The organism is Ureibacillus sp. GCM10028918 (assembly GCF_042666115.1).
Taxonomy (GTDB): domain Bacteria; phylum Bacillota; class Bacilli; order Bacillales_A; family Planococcaceae; genus Ureibacillus.
The window spans coordinates 344,123-360,799 of the sequence record NZ_JBHTFK010000007.1 but is presented as its reverse complement, the minus strand read 5'-3'; the positions used below and the strand labels follow the sequence as shown (position 1 = coordinate 360,799).

Annotated in this window: 20 protein-coding genes; 9 read left to right on the top strand and 11 right to left on the bottom strand. The window is 37.6% G+C overall.

The window, feature by feature from the left end; translation table 11 throughout:
* Positions 1 to 22: 22 nt before the first annotated feature.
* Genes ACFQU5_RS11055 through ACFQU5_RS11035 form a run of 5 tightly spaced genes read left to right on the top strand, consistent with a single transcriptional unit; the run spans position 23 to position 3,600 of the window.
* Positions 23 to 1,042: an ABC transporter substrate-binding protein gene (locus tag ACFQU5_RS11055; protein WP_390287711.1), complete on the top strand. Its 1,020-nt coding sequence runs from the start codon at positions 23 to 25 to the stop codon at positions 1,040 to 1,042.
* Between the two features lie 2 nt (positions 1,043 to 1,044).
* On the top strand, positions 1,045 to 1,335 hold the full coding sequence (locus tag ACFQU5_RS11050) for a thiamine-binding protein (protein WP_390287709.1): 291 nt from the start codon (positions 1,045 to 1,047) through the stop codon (positions 1,333 to 1,335).
* On the top strand, positions 1,335 to 2,096 hold the full coding sequence (locus ACFQU5_RS11045; RefSeq protein WP_390287707.1) for an ABC transporter permease: 762 nt from the start codon (positions 1,335 to 1,337) through the stop codon (positions 2,094 to 2,096). Before ACFQU5_RS11050 ends, ACFQU5_RS11045 begins: the two co-directional genes overlap by 1 nt.
* Entirely contained in the window at positions 2,093 to 2,833 is a 741-nt protein-coding gene (locus tag ACFQU5_RS11040) for an ABC transporter ATP-binding protein (protein ID WP_390287705.1), read from the top strand. Before ACFQU5_RS11045 ends, ACFQU5_RS11040 begins: the two co-directional genes overlap by 4 nt.
* Positions 2,830 to 3,600 carry a TatD family hydrolase gene (locus tag ACFQU5_RS11035; protein ID WP_390287703.1) on the top strand — a complete coding sequence of 257 codons (771 nt, stop codon included), beginning with the start codon at positions 2,830 to 2,832 and terminating at the stop codon, positions 3,598 to 3,600. Before ACFQU5_RS11040 ends, ACFQU5_RS11035 begins: the two co-directional genes overlap by 4 nt.
* A 119-nt stretch (positions 3,601 to 3,719) precedes the next feature.
* On the opposite strand, the gene ACFQU5_RS11030 is transcribed toward ACFQU5_RS11035, so the two are convergent.
* Together ACFQU5_RS11030 and ACFQU5_RS11025 are read right to left on the bottom strand one after the other, a co-directional pair.
* Positions 3,720 to 3,914 (bottom strand): Spo0E family sporulation regulatory protein-aspartic acid phosphatase, encoded by a 195-nt coding sequence (locus tag ACFQU5_RS11030; protein WP_390287701.1) that lies wholly within the window; start codon positions 3,912 to 3,914, stop codon positions 3,720 to 3,722.
* A 353-nt stretch (positions 3,915 to 4,267) separates the two neighbouring features.
* Complete coding sequence (locus ACFQU5_RS11025) at positions 4,268 to 4,645, bottom strand: SET domain-containing protein (protein WP_390287699.1); 378 nt, start codon at positions 4,643 to 4,645, stop codon at positions 4,268 to 4,270.
* Positions 4,646 to 5,151: 506 nt separating this feature from the next.
* On the opposite strand from ACFQU5_RS11025, the gene ACFQU5_RS11020 reads away from it, so the two are divergent.
* Positions 5,152 to 5,640, top strand: a complete 489-nt coding sequence (locus ACFQU5_RS11020; protein WP_390287697.1) for a YuzC family spore coat inner layer protein — start codon at positions 5,152 to 5,154, stop codon at positions 5,638 to 5,640.
* 168 nt (positions 5,641 to 5,808) lie between these two features.
* Here ACFQU5_RS11020 and ACFQU5_RS11015 read toward each other — a convergent pair whose 3' ends face one another.
* Positions 5,809 to 6,573, bottom strand: coding sequence for an SDR family oxidoreductase (locus ACFQU5_RS11015; protein WP_390287695.1), 765 nt, complete (start codon positions 6,571 to 6,573; stop codon positions 5,809 to 5,811).
* A gap of 400 nt (positions 6,574 to 6,973) precedes the next feature.
* On the opposite strand from ACFQU5_RS11015, the gene ACFQU5_RS11010 reads away from it, so the two are divergent.
* Complete coding sequence (locus ACFQU5_RS11010; protein ID WP_390287693.1) at positions 6,974 to 7,663, top strand: YetF domain-containing protein; 690 nt, start codon at positions 6,974 to 6,976, stop codon at positions 7,661 to 7,663.
* A 52-nt stretch (positions 7,664 to 7,715) separates the two neighbouring features.
* Here the strand turns inward: ACFQU5_RS11010 and ACFQU5_RS11005 are convergent, their stop codons facing one another.
* From ACFQU5_RS11005 to ACFQU5_RS10980, 6 genes are all read right to left on the bottom strand, one after another.
* On the bottom strand, positions 7,716 to 8,732 hold the full coding sequence (locus ACFQU5_RS11005) for an AI-2E family transporter (RefSeq protein WP_390287691.1): 1,017 nt from the start codon (positions 8,730 to 8,732) through the stop codon (positions 7,716 to 7,718).
* 338 nt (positions 8,733 to 9,070) lie between these two features.
* Positions 9,071 to 10,030: an oxygen-dependent tRNA uridine(34) hydroxylase TrhO gene (gene trhO, locus ACFQU5_RS11000; protein ID WP_390287689.1), complete on the bottom strand. Its 960-nt coding sequence runs from the start codon at positions 10,028 to 10,030 to the stop codon at positions 9,071 to 9,073.
* 486 nt (positions 10,031 to 10,516) lie between these two features.
* The gene (locus ACFQU5_RS10995) at positions 10,517 to 10,813 is read right to left on the bottom strand and encodes a hypothetical protein (protein WP_390287687.1); all 297 of its coding nucleotides are present in this window, start codon (positions 10,811 to 10,813) and stop codon (positions 10,517 to 10,519) included.
* A 578-nt stretch (positions 10,814 to 11,391) separates the two neighbouring features.
* Positions 11,392 to 11,619 (bottom strand): ATP-binding protein, encoded by a 228-nt coding sequence (locus ACFQU5_RS10990; RefSeq protein WP_390287685.1) that lies wholly within the window; start codon positions 11,617 to 11,619, stop codon positions 11,392 to 11,394.
* A gap of 42 nt (positions 11,620 to 11,661) precedes the next feature.
* The gene (locus tag ACFQU5_RS10985) at positions 11,662 to 11,859 is read right to left on the bottom strand and encodes a hypothetical protein (RefSeq protein WP_390287683.1); all 198 of its coding nucleotides are present in this window, start codon (positions 11,857 to 11,859) and stop codon (positions 11,662 to 11,664) included.
* 3 nt (positions 11,860 to 11,862) lie between these two features.
* Complete coding sequence (locus tag ACFQU5_RS10980) at positions 11,863 to 11,988, bottom strand: hypothetical protein (RefSeq protein ID WP_390287681.1); 126 nt, start codon at positions 11,986 to 11,988, stop codon at positions 11,863 to 11,865.
* Between the two features lie 1,050 nt (positions 11,989 to 13,038).
* Between ACFQU5_RS10980 and ACFQU5_RS10975 the strand changes: the two genes are divergently transcribed.
* Both ACFQU5_RS10975 and ACFQU5_RS10970 read left to right on the top strand, forming a co-directional pair.
* The gene (locus tag ACFQU5_RS10975) at positions 13,039 to 13,242 is read left to right on the top strand and encodes a hypothetical protein (RefSeq protein WP_390287679.1); all 204 of its coding nucleotides are present in this window, start codon (positions 13,039 to 13,041) and stop codon (positions 13,240 to 13,242) included.
* A gap of 143 nt (positions 13,243 to 13,385) precedes the next feature.
* On the top strand, positions 13,386 to 13,526 hold the full coding sequence (locus ACFQU5_RS10970) for a hypothetical protein (protein ID WP_390287677.1): 141 nt from the start codon (positions 13,386 to 13,388) through the stop codon (positions 13,524 to 13,526).
* Between the two features lie 395 nt (positions 13,527 to 13,921).
* On the opposite strand, the gene ACFQU5_RS10965 is transcribed toward ACFQU5_RS10970, so the two are convergent.
* Both ACFQU5_RS10965 and ACFQU5_RS10960 read right to left on the bottom strand, forming a co-directional pair.
* Complete coding sequence (locus ACFQU5_RS10965; RefSeq protein ID WP_390287675.1) at positions 13,922 to 14,365, bottom strand: GyrI-like domain-containing protein; 444 nt, start codon at positions 14,363 to 14,365, stop codon at positions 13,922 to 13,924.
* A 157-nt stretch (positions 14,366 to 14,522) separates the two neighbouring features.
* Positions 14,523 to 16,598 carry a sensor domain-containing protein gene (locus ACFQU5_RS10960; RefSeq protein WP_390287673.1) on the bottom strand — a complete coding sequence of 692 codons (2,076 nt, stop codon included), beginning with the start codon at positions 16,596 to 16,598 and terminating at the stop codon, positions 14,523 to 14,525.
* Positions 16,599 to 16,677 lie beyond the last annotated feature (79 nt).

The following is a 16,677-nucleotide window of genomic DNA, read 5'->3' as shown; positions in this document are numbered from 1 at the left end:
TCAAATGTATTGGAGGATTCCCATGAAAAGATTTTACATCTTTGTGATGATTGCAGTATTCGCGCTTGTTGGCTGCCAATCGAACGTAGCACAAACAAACTCAACATCAAACGAGCAAACTAACGAAACAAATGAATTAGAGAAAGTAAGCGTGGTGTTGGATTGGACACCTAACACGAATCACACAGGGTTATATGTTGCAAAAGAAAATGGCTATTTCGAAGAGCAAGGCTTGGACGTTGAAATTATACAACCAGGTGATGCGGGTGCCGATCAGCTTGTGGCTTCAGGTAATGCAGAGTTTGGTGTAAGCTACCAAGAATCAATTACTCTAGCACGTACACAGGATGTACCGATTGTTTCGATTGCAGCGGTGATTCAGCACAACACATCAGGGTTTGCCTCACCAGCAGCCAAAAAGATTGCTTCTCCAAAAGATTTCGAGGGACAAGTATATGGAGGTTGGGGCTCCCCTATTGAACAGGCTGTGTTAGAAACTTTAATGAACACAGAAAATGCTGATATCAATAAGCTTGATATCGTAAATGCCGGTGATGCCGACTTTTTCACAATGACCAATCAAGGAATAGACTTTGCGTGGATTTATTACGCATGGACAGGAATTGAAGCTGAACTTCGTGGCGAAGACATCAATATGGTCTACTTAACGGACTATAGTGAAAAACTAGATTACTATACTCCGGTTCTTGCAACAAATGAAAAAATGATTGAAGAAAAGCCAGAAACAGTGAAAGCCTTTGTAGCAGCAGCGTCTCAAGGCTATCAATTTGCAATTGAAAAACCAGAGGAAGCAGCGGCTATCCTTTCTAAAGCAGCTCCCGAACTGGATACCGAGCTTGTGCTGGAAAGCCAAAAATGGCTGGCAGATAAATATCAGGACGATGCTCCGCGCTTTGGAGAACAGAAATTAGAGGTTTGGCAAAACTATGCCGAGTGGATGAAAGAAAACGGTGTATTAGAAGGCGACTTTGACCCAGAAGCAGCATTTACAAATGAATTTTTACCGAAAGAAGGAGAATAAAAATGGCCAATTCATTGATTAGTGTACAAATTATCCCAAAAACAAAAGAATTTGCAGATGTAATCCCTTTGGTAGATGCAGCAATTGCTGTCATTGAGGAGTCCGGTGTGAAATACAAGGTTCAGCCATTGGAAACTACGATGGAGGGCGAACTTTCCACACTTTTATCCATCATCGAAAAAATGAATAAAAAGATGATTGAACTAGGTAGCATTAATGTGATTACGCAGGTGAAAATTCTATATCAACCAAGCGGAACATCCATGGAAGCCCTCACGGAGAAATATCATTAATGAAAAAAATGCGGATGCGTGGAGGAAGGTCTCTTTTCTTCCTTCTCTTTTTATTTATCCTATGGGAGCTACTCATTCGACTGACGGATACACCAAAATGGCTATTGCCCGCTCCAAGCGACGTTTTGAAAGAGGCGTCAATTGGCTTTGGCGACTTCTATGGTCATCTAATTTCTACCATTAGTTTATCGATTGTTGGACTTATTATAGGCAGTAGTGTCGGACTTCTGATTTCCATCATTCTTCACCGATTGCCAAAAGTAAATGAAGTCCTTTATCCACTTTTAATCTTATCGCAAAATATCCCAACGATTGTGTTAGCGCCTTTATTAATTATATGGTTTGGTTTCGGGCTGCTGCCCAAGCTCATTATCATTAGCCTAGTTTGCTTTTTCCCGATTGTTGTAGCCAGCATGGATGGGTTTAGGCAAACAGCTCCTGAGTTAAAACATTATATGAAAATGATTGGTGCTACCAATAAACAAATCTTTTGGAAGCTAGAGCTGCCCCATGCCCTTCCCTCCATTTTTTCCGGTTTAAAAATCTCAGCTACCTACAGTGTGATGGGCGCTGTCATTTCCGAGTGGCTTGGTGCCAAAAAAGGCATTGGTGTCTATATGACGCTAGCACAATCTTCTTTTCGCATTGATCGCGTATTCGTAGCGATTGGCTTTATCATGTTATTAAGCGTTTGTTTGTTCGGGTTAATCCGGCTTGTGGAAAAACTATTGATTAAAGGTCGAAATGAGGGAATGAGATGAGTTTAACAATTACTGAATTAAATAAAGCTTTTGGACAGCTTCCAGTACTGGATAAATTGAATCTAAAAGTGAATAGACATGAGTTCGTTGCAATCCTTGGACCCTCTGGCAGCGGGAAAAGTACCCTTCTTCAACTTGTCGGCGGCCTTCTTGCACCAGACAACGGAAGTATTCAGTTAAACGGAGAAACGATTAATGGAAAGAAAGGCTTGATTAGCTACATGCCTCAAAACCCGTCCTTACTTCCATGGCGTACTGTGTTAGAAAACGTTGTTCTTGCAGCAGAACTAAAAAGAAAACCCGATTATGAACAAGCAAGACGTTTGCTTGAAAAAGCCGGTTTAACAGAATTCGAAGAATCGTATCCCAATGAATTATCAGGAGGGATGAAGCAGCGAGTCGCATTTATTCGTGCGTTACTTAGCAATGAAAGCCTTCTCTGTTTAGATGAGCCCTTTTCAGCTTTGGATGAATTTACGCGAATCAAGATGCAAAAATGGCTTCTTTCCATTTGGGAAGAAGACCGCAAATCTATATTGTTTATTACCCATAGCATAGAAGAAGCATTATTTTTAGCAGACCGAATCTATATCTTATCGAAAAGACCAGCATATATAAAAGCAGAAATCACCGTCCCCTTTTCACGACCAAGAGACGAGCTTTTATTTGAAACGAATGAATTTTTCCAACTAAAGCAACAAATCTTCCAATACATGAAGGAGGAAATAGCAGAATGATGATTGATGCCCATATCCATCTCGACCATTATGATGAGGACGATCGAAAAGAAATTTTAGCCAAGCTTGCAGAGCATGGTGTTGAAGCATTGGTGGCTGTATCCTTTGACTTGCCTTCTTGTATCAAGAATCGCAGCTCTTCTCTTGAGGATAACCGTATACATGCAGCTTATGGTTTTCACCCTGAACAGGATATACCTTCAATTGAAGAAATGGATCAGCTATTTTCATGGATGAAAGAGCATATAGACGAAATGGTGGCAGTTGGTGAAGTCGGGTTACCTTACTATAAGAAATTAGAAAGTCTGGTACCCTTGGACTACGAACCTTACATTCAGTTGCTAGACCGATTTGTCGCATTTGCTGCTTCTTCACAGAAACCCATTGTTCTTCATGCAGTCTACGATGATGCACAAATTGCATGTGAATTACTAGAAAAGCATGGCGTGACAAAAGCTCATTTTCACTGGTTTAAGGGCGATGATATCGTTGTTAAAAGGATGGTAAAAAATGGATACTTTATATCCATTACACCGGATTGTTTATATGAGGATGAAATTCAGCAGCTCATTCGCAAGTACCCTATTGAACAAATGATGATCGAAACGGATGGGCCATGGCCGTTTGAAGGACCATATACAAATCAACGGACCGAACCAAAAATGATGGTTCAGTCCATAGAAAAAATAGCAGAACTCCAAGCTCGCACTATTGAGGAAACCGCAAAAATTTTATATGAAAATACTAAGAAGTTTTATGGGATTTAATTACCTGAGAATGTCTCAATAGAAAATTATGCTTTTGAGACATTCTTTTTTATATAAGCCTATTGAGAAGCAGGGATTACTGGATAAAGGATTTATCTAACAACCCATGGTGTATGGAATTAGTTTATCGGAACATAACAGTCCTGCCGTGCGTTGATTTGTTGGAAGTGATTTAGGACTATATCTAGTTCTTGACTGCATTTGACGGTATCTGGATGAGTTAAACCTTTTGATAGGCCGATATCAATCATTCGGTTCTGTAGAGTTGCAATTGCATCTTCCAAATCTAATAAAGTAATAGCTATTTTTGCCACAACATATTCCCTCCAACTTTCTTAGTATTTTAATAGATTCATAATTGTTTTGGTTTTAATCTATTTTTAGTTAATTATCTATCTAATTCTTTAAAATCAATATCACCATACATTCTTATTTTTATATCTTTTTATAATCAATAAATAGGAAACTCTTCCTAAAACACCCAAAATATTTCCTATTATTGCCATAGTACCCGTATAGTAGCATAGTAAACTTCAAATTTATATTCTTTGCAAAATTTCTTACGCCAAAAATGCGTTAATCCATATTTGGATTAACGCATTTTTATATAAAATCTCTATTAAATTTACTATTTCCTCTAGTATCCCTGTTTAAGGCATTCTCTACTTCAGTCTTTATTGAACCAAAGTGGCTCCTTGTCATCGACTTCCCCATTATAATTGATGAGAATCTCTTCACCAGCTTTTATATCCTTGTATGCATAAAAGTCAAATGTATGATTGTCAAAATTAATCTCATAAATGGCATTCGGTTCATAGGAATGGTTAAACAACATGCCATAGCCGAGAAGAATCGCCGTATGATTGATCCCATACTCAAAAGCGTAATCAGCTAGCAAGGTTTTCTCAATGTGTTGATGCTGCTCGTTTGGATAAGAAATGACAGGTGCTTCATGAAAAAGCTCCCCTTTTTTGATATCCTGTGTTGCAAATACGCCTCTATTAAATTCTCCATCACTTATTGGAGAGGTTTTTACCTCAATCATATTGTACTCCTACTCTTCTTTATAATTTTCTCTCTAACTGTACCATGAATTACAGTATCGGCGCTTGCTTTATTGCTTTTTTATCTTAATTCAAAGGACTTTGAATACTTCCATCCAATTTTTAAAGATTCCTTTACCATTAACTTCAATATCATTTAAGTCATTGGTGTATATTTGGTAGTTATTCTTCCCATTATTTTTTGCGTAATACATCGCTTTATCGGCTGCTTTTCATGGGGTTGCTTATCCTTCTTGTTATACTTTCACTCTATTGTCTCTAAGAATGTGGATACCTTCATCTTTCACTCTTGAGTTCCGTTCAGGTATTACATGAAGCTTCGGCACTTGTAAATAAATATACCCTTTAATAAAGCTTGATAATTTTTACAGTATTTCTTAAATAGGGGAGCTAAATTACATCACTTAGTCACAAACCTAAACTAAATGAACTACTACCCATATTCTAGAGATAGTTACTTGTATGAATCTACTAGGAGGAGTTTTTTATGCATTACTTTTACCAGCCCCATTACTACCAGTCGCCTTATAACTATGCTGCTTATCACCCGGTTGCCAGAAATCAAGTAGTCAATCCTATGTATCAGCCCTCAATTCCTATGCATGCAAACCAATTGCAATATGTAGTACAACATCCTGGTGTTCCTGGAAGTCAAAATCCACAGCCTTTAAGTCGGTCCCCGTATCCGCCAGTTGATCCCGAACTATTGTACGAATCTGCAATTCAATCGAATAAGCTTATGAAAGAAGCGAGCATGGTTCTGGACAAATTAGCTTCTTCAAAGGAATTTGGTGCTAGATTAATGGACGTTGCACAACAATCGAATAGCCAAGAGGTAGAAAGGTTAATACATTCCGTTGGGATTACGTCAGATGTAGAGATAAAATACAATCCAGATGGTTTAGAATTAGAATTCAAATCAAAAGTAAAAAATTTAGATTGTTGCAAGCTATCCATTTCATTACGGTGGCGTTAGAGATACTGCTGCAATATCTCCGTTAGTTTTCGGCAAACCTAGAGTTAATTTTGTGTTGGTATCTTCAGCAAGCATAAAAGAACAAAGCATTTTAATTTACGATGCTTTGTTCTTCATCTGCCAGTTATGTTTACATTAACCCTTGGAAGATTGCAAAACAGAAGATCACTACAAGAAGTCTGGATTATTTTTCAAAAAGCCCTGCCAGGCATTTTTCATTCCTTGTTCAATTTCTTCTTTTGAGGCAGTAAGTCGCTGTTCAGTACCCCCATAGCCAATTTCTGATTTACCATTTTTTAAACCATTAAAAATCCCAGCAATAAAATCAGGTAACGGTGCTCCAAAAGTATGAAGGCCAACGCCTCCTAAATCTGTATTGACGGCAGGAGGCAATATCTCTACTACTTCAACACTCGTGTTTTCTAGTTGCTGACGCAATGTTAGTGTAAATGAATGCATTGCAGCTTTTGCAGCACTGTAGATCGGCACCCATATACCAGGCTGAATCGCCAATCCTGAGGTAATGTTTACAATCGTTGCTTCCTCTTGCTTTATCAGATGAGGAATAAATAGCATAGATAAATGAATTGGTGCTTCTACATTGATCGCCAGCTCGTTTTGGTAATATCTCCAGTCATTTGCTGCATTTAATAAATTTACCCTTTGCTGTATTCCAGCATTATTAATTAAAACATTCAGCTGCGGGAATTCCTTTATAGCCCATTCATACAATTGAATGCGCTCCCGCTCTTCGGACAAATCACAAACACGGGTATGTAGCTGCGGATATTTTTCTTTTGCTTCAGCCAGTTTTTCTTCCCGACGACCCACAACTATAACGTCGTTTCCTTCTTTCAAATATTGTTCAGCAAAAGCAAGTCCAATTCCAGATGCCCCGCCTGTTATCAAAATTGTGTTACCGGATAATTTCATCATATCCACCCCGTTCATAATTTTTAAAGTCTACAATTCCTTACTCCATAAAGCATGTAAGCCCACTTGTCTTTCCCTTTTAACTTATTCCTTTCCGTCAAACCCTTCAACAAAAAGGTACTCTACTGTTAAATATTTTGAAGAAACCAATTTCGTTCATTCTCAAATAGAAGGTTCAAATCTTTCCTTCCTATCCCGGCCCATTTTACTTATTACCCATGTTTCGTGGAAAGGGATATCCTTTTAAGTTTGTTCAATGTTTCTCGTTTTAGTACTGAATAAACTATCAGTACTAACCTTTTATTGTGAAACTACCGTTTGTTATTCTATTGTTGGAGTTTTTGTAATGACTTTGTTGGCTATACTCAGGGAGAAATGGTTTTTAAAGAGGTGAAATAATGTGGAGAATTTAGGACAAACAACAATCGAACTTATTTTTGGATTTATAGCCTTGTTATTTGCTGCTAAAATATTGGGAAAAACACAGATATCACAGCTGACGCCCTTTGACTTTATATCTGCCATGGTACTCGGAGAACTTGTTGGAAACAGTGTTTATGATGATAACATCAAAATCTGGTCGATATTGTACGCATTATTTTTATGGACCGTCTTAATCTTTACAGTTGAAAAGCTAACACAAAAATTTCGGAGATTACGAAAAACATTTGAAGGCAATCCATCGATTATCATCAGGAAAGGAAAAATTGATCGGGAGCAGTTAAGTTCAAACCATCTTGATATCGATCAATTACAGCAAATGCTTAGACAGCAAAGAGATATTTTCTCTATTCGGGAGGTTGAGTATATGATTTTAGAGCCAAACGGACAAATCAGTGTTATGCGAAAAGCGAAATATGCATCACCTACAGTAGAAGATTTAAGTGTCAAACAAAAACCTGCCTATTTACCAATTACATTAATTAGTGACGGCAAAGTGGTTCCAGATAATTTAAGAGAAGCAGGATATGATGAAGAATGGCTTCTTAAACAGCTTAAAAAAAGGGATATCACCCGATTTGAAGACGCATTGTATGCGGAATGGGTTGAGGATGACGGATTTTTCTGCTTAAAAATGAATGGGCAATGAGTGAATTTAAAAAAGGAACGTCAATCCTATTTGGATTAACGTTCCTCACTATTTACTTTGTTAATATTTGTTTCAAATCCGTTGTACCTTTAATCATTTCGACTATAAATACAAACAATGGAATACCGATGACTAATCCCCATGCACCGAATAAGAGCTCCCCTACCATCAGAACCATAAATGTAAAGAAGATTGGTAATTTCATCGTAATGGAGTAGAGTTTAGGATTTAAAATATAGGATTCAATGGCATGGATAATCATAATAATAGCGAAAATATAAATCACATACATTGCTCCGCCAATTTGGAATGCAATAATCGTAAGAGGTATTAGAGAGATGACGACCCCGATGACCGGCATTAAGCCTAGGAAGAAAATCATGATCGCTAATCCTAAAATATTTGGAAACCCTAAAATTAATAACCCAATGACTGTTAAAATCGTGTTTATTGTTGAAATCATTATTTGTACTTTAATGGCTAGACCGAAAGTATTCAAAAAACTATTCCCAAATAGAACGACTTGGTTATAGATTTTTTCTGTTTGATTTGTTTTAAAGGACTTACAAAACACTTTAATTTTATCAATTTCCAAAATGAAGAAAAAGCTTAATAGCAGTGCCATAAACGCCTCTAATAGAAATGTACTGACATCTCCTATTTTATCTAATATCGTTCCACCAATATCTCTTAAAATCCCTTCCATATCAAGGTTTAAGATAAATCCGTAAATTTTCTCGGGAATCATATCACGATACAGTTCAAGATTGAAAGAGGAACTTTGAACAATGATTGCTGACAATTGATTGATTGCAGATGGAAGATAACGATAACCGGTAGTCCCCACGACCACTAAAATAAGTGTATACATAAGCACCAATAATAGCTTTGGACGTTTTAAAGACTGGGGTAAAATATGCAGCACCTTTACAAATATCGTATAGGCCAGATATGTAACAATAAATGTTAACAATAAAAAATTTAATGCATTTGCAAAAAAGAATAGGAGACCGATAATGAAAATCATAATGATCCACTTTAAATTTACTTTATCTTTTAACCAACTCATTTTCTATCTCCTTCATTTCGCATATATCTCCAAAAAATATTTCTGGTAAAAACGTAGCTGTACTCCCCTAAATTTCGAGCGATTTTTTAACAGCGTAGCACGAAAAGACCAGTATAAACAATACTAAAACCTTACATTTCGACAACAATTGCGATTATTCACAAAATAGACATGATTCCAAAATAATATTATCATTTACAGTGTGAGGCCAAAGCCATTATCCCGTTTTGTTTACACATTTCTTTTCTTTAGGCAACCAGAAATATAATTAAGCCCTGCTTTTACCCTATTATACATATAAAAAGGAGTATGAATTCGTGATTCACACTCCTTTTTCGTTAAATATGCTGTTCATTTTTTTCCAATTCGGAAATGATCGCTTGTACCTGTTCTTCCGACAAATCGTGTTTGGCGATGTAACGATTACGAGGATGTTTGGTACACTCTAATGTACAACCACCAAGGTGCTTTGCTTCATTTTCTTCAGAGGCTAAAATATGCTTGTTGCATTCAGGATTGGCACATTTCACGTACCGCTCACAAGGTGTGCCGTCATAATGATCCTTTCCTACAACAACATGCTCTACTTGGTTTATCGGCACTGTAATTCGCTCATCAAAAACATACATCTGCCCGTCCCAAAGCTGCCCTTTTGCCACCGGATCTTTACTATAAGTTGCAATCCCGCCGTGTAATTGGCCAACATCCTCACCAATTCCTTCAGTCTTTAACCAACCTGAGAACTTTTCACAACGGATTCCACCTGTGCAGTAAGTTAGTACTCGTTTCCCTTCGAATAACTCTTTGTTAGCACGTATCCATGCCGGTGTATCACGGAATGTTTCTACCTCTGGACGAATTGCTCCTCGGAAGTGGCCAACTTCGTATTCGTAAGTATTTCGTACGTCAAGAACAACAGTGTCTTCCCGTTGCATTTCTTCCATAAATTCAACAGGAGACAAGTAACGTCCAGTTATTTCATGTGGATTAATATCCTTGTCCAAGCTTAAATTCACAAGCTCAGGACGTGGACGAACACGCATTTTCTTGAATGCATGTCCTTCTGCCTCATCAATTTTGAACACAATCCCTTCAAATAATGGATTCGTCTTCATCATATTCATATAGGCATTCGTTTCTTCAACTGTACCTGATACCGTTCCATTTATGCCCTCGGTCGCAACAATAATACGACCCTTCAGATTTAAGTCCTGACATGCTTGCAAATGCTCAGCCGCAAAGCTAGCAGGATCTTCAATAGTTGTGTAATGATAATATAATAAAATTCGATAATTCATATTTGTCCACCTATCATTCATATTTGCAGGATACCAAGAAAAGCGGAAGCGGCTGGTTGGCCCTGGCACGCGCTGGAGTTTCCTCTCAAGAAGACGCTTTTTGTCTTCTTGAGAGGAAACGAAGTGACGCGAGGGGCTAGCCCCTGCAGCTAGACCACAAAAGCGGAAGCGGCTGTTTAGCCCGACATACACTGGAGGGACCTCGAAGAGCTAACCGCTGCAGCTAGACCACAAAAGCGGAAGCGGCTTGTTCTGCCCCGGCACGCGCTGGAGTTTCCGACAAGAAGACGCTTTTTGTCTTCTAGAGAGGAAACGAAGTAACACGAGGGGCTAGCCGCTAAAGCTAGACACTTGTTTAAAATATTTTATAGTTTCTTTTAAAAGTATATTTAAATAATATATGAAATTGTTGTTTTTCTCTACCGTTAAAAATTACTTGGTTATGGAGGATACTACATGATACAGGTAATGACGATTCTAAATTAATTAATTCTCATTTAATTGCACCTGTTTGGTTTTTACAAAAATCCCTACTAAAAGCAGAATGATACCGACCAAAAATATAAATGGAAACATAATCATCATTAAACCGATTCCAGCAAACCCATCTCCGACAATAATGGCAAAGCTAATACTGACTAACCATGTGAAAAAAGGGGCTATGGCGATCATCGTGATTATGCCCCATACAATCAATTTCCTTTTCTTCGACTTGCCGAACGTAAAATAAACAGCTGCAACCAATGCTATTCCTAATAGGAAAATTGCTATTGCAAATGCCATTTTACCATCTCTTTTCCTACTTTTCAAAACACGATAGTATCTCAAATTAAACTATGTCACCAATAAAATTCCAGGATAGCTAGAAGAATACAGAAAGATGCCAAGGAAATAAAAATGATAAAGTTTTTCCGACTCCTTCTCATTTTATATCCGTATGCACAAAAGAAAACAGCTGCTGCTATCTTGGCAAAGCTTTGAATATAAGGATGGTTCGAGAAAAATGAGCTGCTAAAAACAATAGAACTAAGTAAAGCTGTAGAGATAAGTATTTTAAACCACAATGGTTCACCTAAAAATTGTTTGAACATAATTTTTATCGTCAGCATATCTATTAGCTCCCTCATATCTATATTTAGTTTAATATATGATTCGGTTCACTAAATTTCCCAAAAATATGATTTTAACTTATGCGTCAACGATACCATCTGTTCAATAACTTCAGCAAAAAAGCGCTAATCCCTTTTATTGGATCAACGCTATCTAACCTATCACACGATTCTGGGTACCTTGACAAGAAAGGTACTACCCTTTCCCGGTTCACTCGATACTTCTATCGTTCCTTTATCTGTTTCCACAATCTATTTCGCACTGGAAAGACCCAAGCCATGCCCTCCCATTTGGCGTGAACGGGATTTGTCGGCTCTGTAAAACCTTTCAAAAATACGATTGATATCTTCATTTTTAATTCCCACTTCTGTATCCTGTACAGCAATACAAAGGTAAGAACGTTCCTGCAGAAGTGAAATTTTTACGTCTCCCCCTGCCCTCGTATATTTAATTGCATTGTCTAAAAGGATATATACCAATTGTGAATCTTACTTTCCTATAAATGAAAAGAAGTACCTAACCTATGGGCTGGTCGCCAAAGTTGTTTGAATGAACAGCTCCATTGATGTAGATTTTGATTTCTTTTTAAGCCATTTCATTATGAAAATGACAATAACTATTCCAACAATTAAAAACACAACTAAACCTATCCATGAAAATCCTCCATGCTGTGGGCCATATAATACATGATGACCACCAAAGCCTTTAGTCTGCATCATTTCTCACGGACCATGACCATGTATGCCCGCTGCTGAAATACCGTATCCCCCCAGCATTAAGGAAACTCCCAAAATCAAAGAAGTGATGATTGCACCCTTAAGGAATGTTTGCCTCAAATTCGTTTTCATACATTTTCTCCTTTCTTTTCGAATGACTATAATTTATTTGTTGTTGGTGAAAACTTGGTGAAAAATTAGAGTTCATCTTTAAAAATGATTATCATACTAGACTGAAACTTATAGATACCACTTTATAAATATAGAAAATTAATGGAGCAAGTAAGATAAAAGTAAATCCATGAGTATTAGCTTTCTGATAAATATTGAATACGACATATTACCTTCGTGGATGGGGTTTTACTTCTTTGATAGCAAAGGGTGATTATAAGTCCTTCTCATTGGAGTAGTGGCCCCCTTTTTTTAGGGTTAGATTGTTCGCGGGAGCACTTGTCACGGACTAGTTACACTTCTTTCGAGCTTTTATTGTCCACGAGACCTCTTCTCGCGGACTACTAACTACTGTTTCGAACCCTTACTGTCCACGAGACTTCTTCTCGCGGACTACTAACTACTATTTCGAACCCTTACTGTCCACGAGGCCTCTCCTCGCGGACTACTAACTACTATTTCGAACCCTTACTGTCCACGAGACTTCTTCTCGCGGACTACTAACTACTGTTTCGAACCCTTACTGTCCACGAGACCTCTTCTCGCGGACTACTAACTACTGTTTCGAACCCTTACTGTCCACGAGACTTCTTCTCGCGGACTACTAACTACTGTTTCGAACCCTTACTGTCCACGAGACCTCTTCTCACGGACTACTAACTACTGTTTCGAACCCTTACTGTCCACGAGACCTCTTCTCGCGACTACTAACTACTATTACGGACCCTTACTGTCCACGAGACCTCTTCTCGCGAACTACTAACTACTGTTTCGAACCCTTATTGTCCACGGCTTGAAAGTAAAACTTTTCCCCTCAGGTAATAATTAATTTACTTAAGTTGATTAGTTATTTTTCTTTTCACCGTTTTTTCACCATTGAAGAGTAAAGTATGAATTGTTCAATAGAACACCACAAAGTTTAATTAGATACTAGATCAAGCTATTCTAGAACAACAAAAAGTAGGTACGATAACACAGGATGAGGCTCAATCTCAACTTGCTGAACTTGGTGTGGACTTGCCTACAAAAGGAAATAAAGCTGGCCGCGAAGATTTCTTAGCTAATCTTGATGAGCCACCTAAAGAAAAAGCTCAAGCTATTCTAGAACAACAAAAAGCACGTACCATCACACAGGATGAGGCTCAATCTCAACTTGCTGAACTTGGTGTGACTTTCCATCTAAAGGAAATAAGGGTGGCCGCGGCGATTTCTTAGCTGACCTTGATGAAGCAACTAAAGAAAAGGCTCAATCCATTCTAGATCAAGAGCGTGCTGGTACTATCACGAAGGACGAGGCTCAAACTCAACTAACGGAACTTGGTGTGGACCTGCCTTCTAAAGGGATAAAAGGTGAACGTATGGATTTCTTAGCTGACCTTGACGAGGCAACTAAAGAAAAGGCTCAAACTCTAATAGATGAAGCACAGGCAGCATTAGCTGAGTTAGGAATTGACCACTTACCTTATAAAGGTCTTGGAGATACAATAGAAGAAGAATAGTTCCCTTCTTACATGAACACAAAAACCAGAAACCCATTTTCAATTCAGTTTCTGGTTAATCCAAAATGCAACACCAAAAATTCTAAACGAGGGTGACAAAACCCGAAAATACCATTTTCCTCAAGTAGGAAAATGGTGTTTTTTTTGATGTAGCTAAAATTGATTTCCGTTGCGCCGGAAGCGCATCCATGGCACGGCTCGACACGCGCGTCTCTCCCTCGTGCTGTTCCCCAGGAAGCTTCGCTCTGTAGCGAAAGGCATAGCCGTCAGCTACACTCGCACCGGAACGAAAATCAATTTATAAAGTATCAATTTCTTAATATAGATTTTTCCATCATTCTGAGAAATTTCTACTTCTGTCCTGGCTTCAGAATATTATTTTATAACAGTAGGTTCTAATAAATCGGTAAATATATCCGCACTTCTTCCTCACCTTCTTGAACCGGGTGGTATGTCTCTACAATATACGACTCTAGGTTTCTTGCATGCCCTTGTTCGTTGGCCCATTGTAATAAGTATGAATGAAGGCTGCTGATATTCGATATTTTATCTCTAGCTGTGACATATTGTTGATTTATTTCTATAAATTCCATTCCTGCAGGTACCGTGTTTAAGGAATCATTCACAAGTAATCCTACAAAAAAATCTCCTACCCGATGACTACTATCCCTTATTGGTTCAAATAGTGCTATCTCAATACCTAAATGATTTTCTATTTCGTTTGTTCGACTTAATACTTGCTTTGAAAGTGCTGGTACTTCCTCAGCAAAATTATCAAAGGCTCCTCGACCCTTAAAACCCACTACTTTAAAATTCTTGTTAATAGTTTTATATTCCACCATATCCCTCCTCAAATATAGCTTTGGACTTATCAATATTTATAACTTCTCTTCGGACCTTTATAACACCTTCTTAAACAAAAAAAGAGGCGACTGCATCTCTTGTGCAACCGCCTCTTTAGTTAAAAGTATTATATGTTAAATTGCGAACGAACCACTAATTAGCCTTTTTTAGCATTTCAAGAACTCCATCAAACGGTACCGGCTTACCAAAGATATAACCTTGTATATGGTGGCATCCAAACTCTTGCAAATATAACAATTGGTGCTCTTCTTCAACACCTTCTGCAATAATTCCTTTTTCCAAACTGTTCGCCATCGAGATAATTGTGCGTACAATCGCTTCTTGACTTAAATTATTGATATTTTGTATAAAAGATCGATCGATTTTCAGGGTGTTAATGGGTAGTACCCCCAGATAGCTAAGTGAGGAATAGCCTGTTCCAAAATCATCTAGAAATACACCAATCCCTAATTCACTTATTTTATTTAGTTTTTCAATAATTTTGTCTACATCCCTCATCATGATGCTTTCCGTTAATTCTATTTTAAGATATTCAGGATTAAAATTCGTTTCCTCCAAAATCTTCATAAGCTTTGGAACGAACTGCTCATTATCAAATTGTTTTGTAGAAACATTGACAGATAAGTATGGTAAGTATTTACTATTTTTATATAATTCGTTAAATTTTGTACATGCCGTTCTGATAACCCACTCACCAAGCGGAATAATTAGACCTGACTCCTCTGCTATGGGAATGAATTCCGCAGGGGAAAGAACTCCCAGTGTCGGATCGTTCCATCGTAAAAGAGCCTCGAATCCCACAATTCTTTTATCACACGCATCTACAATTGGCTGGTAGTTTAAAGTTAAAGAATCATTGCTTTTTATCGCTTGTCGTAGTGCCTGTAGAATATCTAATTTTCTGACTATCCCCTCTGAAAAGTCACATCGATATAGCTTATAGGTGTTTTTGCCGTCCCGTTTTGCTTCATTCAGCGCCTGATCTGCGTATATAATCAGTTTCTCTGCCTCACCTGTATCATCCGGGAACATACTTATTCCAATACTTGCTGTCAGTACATAACTTCTTTCCCCTAAAATAATGGGTTGCACCATCTCATCAATTAAGTTCTGAGCTTTTTCTTCCACTGCTTGGGACTCTTCTATCTCCTTTAATAGGATGATAAATTCGTCTCCTCCCACTCTTGAAACAATTCCCTCTTCTCCAATAATTGTCCGCAATCGTTCAGCTATAACCTTTAATACTTTGTCTCCGATCGTATGTCCAAGTGTATCATTAATCCATTTAAATTGATCCACATCAAAGTACAGAACCGCCATTTTCGTATTTGTTTCTATAGCATTTAAAATGGATTGGTTTAAAAGCTGTTCAAATCGTCTGCGATTCGGTAATTGAGTTAGTTCATCATTGAACGCCATAAATTCGAGTTGTTCTTCAGCAATACGACGTTGCTGGATATCTGCAACAACTCCATTTAACCTGATAATATCGCCTGATTCATTAAAAATAGGCGTAGTATAATTAGAAATCCATTTAGTATTTTGATTAGCATCAATAATGCGGTATTCCAGATTAAGTGTCAGTCCTTCAGCTAATTTAGGCTGCATCGCATTAACATAATCACAATCATCCGGATGTATTACTTCCGTCCAAAGGTTAGGATTTCTTTTAAATTCTTCCTGGGTGTATCCATATATTTTCTTGCAGGCAGAAGAGATTTGGAATACCTCCTCTTGTTCAAAGTTACTTGACCACACACAAACATCGATGTTATTGAATACATTTTCCAATTCGTTTTTTGTTCTTTCTAACTCTCTTTGCATTTGGTTTTTTTGAGTCATATCTTTCACGATACCCGCAATACCTAAAATTTTATTATCCACAATGATAGGTACCGAAGTTCCGTATAATTCGATTATTATGCCTGTTTTATGCTTAACCGAAACATCAAAGCTTTTTCTTGTTCCATTGTTTAATACATCTTTGAACGTTTCAAGCATGATATCTCTATGTTCTTCCGCCACGATTTCTGAAAAGTGAAATTTTGAAAACTCTTCTCCTGTATATCCAGCTAGGTCCATTGCCATTTTATTTATGATGACAAATTTTCCGTTTTTATCCAATGCATAACATGGATCGGGATTCGATTCAAAAAGGGATTTGTATATTGCAAATAATGTGTATGAATCATCATAGATGGTATGCATCTGTACTGCCTCACTTCATGAATTAATAGTATTAAAAGAATATATCAGTTCTTATGAATATTCAATTTCTTTCATTAAT

What these genes read in the sequence shown, in the direction of transcription:
- ACFQU5_RS10980 (WP_390287681.1), bottom strand. Translation starts at nt 11,988, where the DNA reads ATGAAAACGAATTTGAGGCAAACATTCCTTAAGGGTGCAATCATCACT.
- ACFQU5_RS10985 (WP_390287683.1), bottom strand. Translation starts at nt 11,859, where the DNA reads ATGATGCAGACTAAAGGCTTTGGTGGTCATCATGTATTATATGGCCCA.
- ACFQU5_RS11005 (WP_390287691.1), bottom strand. Translation starts at nt 8,732, where the DNA reads ATGAGTTGGTTAAAAGATAAAGTAAATTTAAAGTGGATCATTATGATT.
- ACFQU5_RS11055 (WP_390287711.1), top strand. Translation starts at nt 23, where the DNA reads ATGAAAAGATTTTACATCTTTGTGATGATTGCAGTATTCGCGCTTGTT.
- ACFQU5_RS10970 (WP_390287677.1), top strand. Translation starts at nt 13,386, where the DNA reads ATGGATTTCTTAGCTGACCTTGACGAGGCAACTAAAGAAAAGGCTCAA.
- ACFQU5_RS10995 (WP_390287687.1), bottom strand. Translation starts at nt 10,813, where the DNA reads ATGGCATTTGCAATAGCAATTTTCCTATTAGGAATAGCATTGGTTGCA.
- ACFQU5_RS11035 (WP_390287703.1), top strand. Translation starts at nt 2,830, where the DNA reads ATGATGATTGATGCCCATATCCATCTCGACCATTATGATGAGGACGAT.
- ACFQU5_RS11020 (WP_390287697.1), top strand. Translation starts at nt 5,152, where the DNA reads ATGCATTACTTTTACCAGCCCCATTACTACCAGTCGCCTTATAACTAT.
- trhO (WP_390287689.1), bottom strand. Translation starts at nt 10,030, where the DNA reads ATGAATTATCGAATTTTATTATATTATCATTACACAACTATTGAAGAT.
- ACFQU5_RS11015 (WP_390287695.1), bottom strand. Translation starts at nt 6,573, where the DNA reads ATGAAATTATCCGGTAACACAATTTTGATAACAGGCGGGGCATCTGGA.
- ACFQU5_RS10960 (WP_390287673.1), bottom strand. Translation starts at nt 16,598, where the DNA reads ATGCATACCATCTATGATGATTCATACACATTATTTGCAATATACAAA.
- ACFQU5_RS11040 (WP_390287705.1), top strand. Translation starts at nt 2,093, where the DNA reads ATGAGTTTAACAATTACTGAATTAAATAAAGCTTTTGGACAGCTTCCA.
- ACFQU5_RS11050 (WP_390287709.1), top strand. Translation starts at nt 1,045, where the DNA reads ATGGCCAATTCATTGATTAGTGTACAAATTATCCCAAAAACAAAAGAA.
- ACFQU5_RS11025 (WP_390287699.1), bottom strand. Translation starts at nt 4,645, where the DNA reads ATGATTGAGGTAAAAACCTCTCCAATAAGTGATGGAGAATTTAATAGA.
- ACFQU5_RS11045 (WP_390287707.1), top strand. Translation starts at nt 1,335, where the DNA reads ATGAAAAAAATGCGGATGCGTGGAGGAAGGTCTCTTTTCTTCCTTCTC.